At 62.1% G+C, this 2,094-nt stretch carries 1 protein-coding gene; it reads left to right on the top strand.

Translation table 11 applies throughout. From position 1 onward, the window contains the following. The first annotated feature begins 107 nt into the window (after window positions 1-107). Window positions 108-2,036: a multicopper oxidase domain-containing protein gene (locus tag VF515_04110; GenBank protein HEX7406819.1), complete on the top strand. Its 1,929-nt coding sequence runs from the start codon at window positions 108-110 to the stop codon at window positions 2,034-2,036. Window positions 2,037-2,094 lie beyond the last annotated feature (58 nt).

The following is a 2,094-nucleotide window of genomic DNA, read 5'->3' as shown; positions in this document are numbered from 1 at the left end:
GGCGCATTGACATCTCCGCCGAACGGCAGTATTTTGCTGTTACTCGATTCTCATGCTGCTCCGGGGTGGAGCAGCGGTTTCGCAAGCACCCAATTTGGAGGATGGTTATGCGCTGTTGCCCGGCAACGGTGCGCGTCGTTCGCGCGCTATGCCTTGTCCTGCTGCTTCTTGTGGCGATTTCTAGCCTTGCGGTCATCGACCTTTCCAAGCTTCCCAAGGTCGTCACCCACGACAACCTGAAGTCTGCCGGCGTGCTCAAAGACCGTGTTCTCACCGTGCACCTTGAGCTCAAGGAGGGTGCCTGGCACCCTGACGCCGATGACGCGCCCGCGATTCCCGCGCTCACCATTACCGAAGAAGGCGCCGCGCCTAGCATGCCCGGCCCGATGATCCGCGTTCCCGAGGGCACGCGCGTGCACGTGTTTTTCAAGAACACCCAATTCTTTCCGATTTTCGTCTTTGGCCTGAACCAGCGGCCCGGCGACGCCAAGGACGCCGTCAACGTCAATCCCGGCGAAACCAAGGAATTCAATTTCCTCGCCGGCGCTCCCGGAACGTACTTCTACCGCGCCTCCTGCTTCGCTCCCGTTCCGATCAACGGCCTATACCCTGGCGGCGATACCACCATGACCGGCGCCTTCGTCGTCGACGCGAAAGGTGCGCTCACCGACGATCGCGTCATGGTGATCAACGCCTGGTACAACTGGCTGGTTCAATTCGACTTCGAGCACGGATTTAACGAGATCCTTACCATCAACGGGAAGTCGTGGCCGCACACGACCCGCCTCTCGTACACCGTCGGCGATACGGCCCGCTGGCGCGTCATCAACGCCAGCGTGATACCGCACCCAATGCACCTGCACGGCGCGCATTTCCGCGTGGACAGCGCCGGTGACTCCGAAAAAGAGAACCTCTACTCCAGCGCCCAGCAGCGCATGGCGGTCACCGAGCTGATGCAGCCCGGCAGCACCATGGCGGTCACGTGGACGCCGAGCCATGCCGGCAACTGGATCTTCCACTGTCATCTTGCCCAACACTTCGACGCCGGATTGGCCGACTCCGCGGCGCGCGTGATGGGCGTCGCTGACGACATGGGTTCCGAGCACAAGATGCACCACCCGAGCGGCATGGCCGGACTCATCATGGGCATCGAGGTGAAGCCGCGACCCGGTTCAACCGAGGCGTTGGCCAAGCCCGCGCAGCGGAGCTTGACGCTTACGCTCGCAAAGAATCCGCCGAATCCCGAGACCAAGCGGCAGTGCATCAGCATGGAGTTGCGCGACGGCGGAAAAATCACTACCACCGCTCTCGGTTCCGAGCTGGGTCCGACCATCATTCTCTATCGCGACCAGCCGACCGAAATAACGGTCGTCAACAAGCTGGGGCAGCCCACGGCGATCCACTGGCATGGCATCGAACTGGAGAGCTACTACGACGGTGTCCCGGGATACGGCGGCGACTCGCGGCAGGTGACTCCGCCCATCGCGCCCGGTGAATCCTTCATCGCCCACATGACGCCGCCCCGCGCGGGCACTTACATCTATCACACCCATTGGCACGACATCGGCCAGCTCACCACCGGCCTCTACGGCGCGATCATCGTGCTCGAACCCGGCCAGAAATACGATCCCGAGCACGACCGCGTTTTCCTGGTCAGCAGCTCCGACGCCAACTTCCTCGCCGACGCCTTGCTCGTCAATGGCCTGGCGAAGCCTGGGCCGATGCAACTGCGCGTGGGCGAGAAGTACCGCTTCCGGTTCATCAACATCACGCCCAGCGACGACTCCGTCGTGTATTCGCTGCTCGATGGCGGCAAGCCTGCGCTCTGGCAGCCGCTCGCCAAGGACGGCGCCGACCTGCCCGAGTTCTATCGCAAGCCGGTGGACGCGAAGCAGACGTTCGCCGCCGGAGAAACCTACGACTACATCTTCGAGCCCACCAAACCGGGAAAACTGTCGCTGGAAACGAATTTCGCTCTGTCGCACATCGTGGTGCCGATCGACGTCGTAGCGACACAAACCGTAAGCAAGAAGTAAGGAACTACGGAGACAATGTTGCGGAAACGATTGATCGGGGCCGTGCTCCTGCTCGGGG

This window comes from Candidatus Binatia bacterium (assembly GCA_036382395.1).
Taxonomy (GTDB): domain Bacteria; phylum Desulfobacterota; class Binatia; order HRBIN30; family HRBIN30; genus JAGDMS01.
The sequence above is the reverse complement of the archived record's forward strand: the minus strand, read 5'-3'. Positions and strand labels throughout refer to the sequence as shown.

Excerpts from the sequence above, each read along its gene's own strand:
- VF515_04110 (HEX7406819.1), top strand. The coding sequence starts at position 108 with ATGCGCTGTTGCCCGGCAACGGTGCGCGTCGTTCGCGCGCTATGCCTT.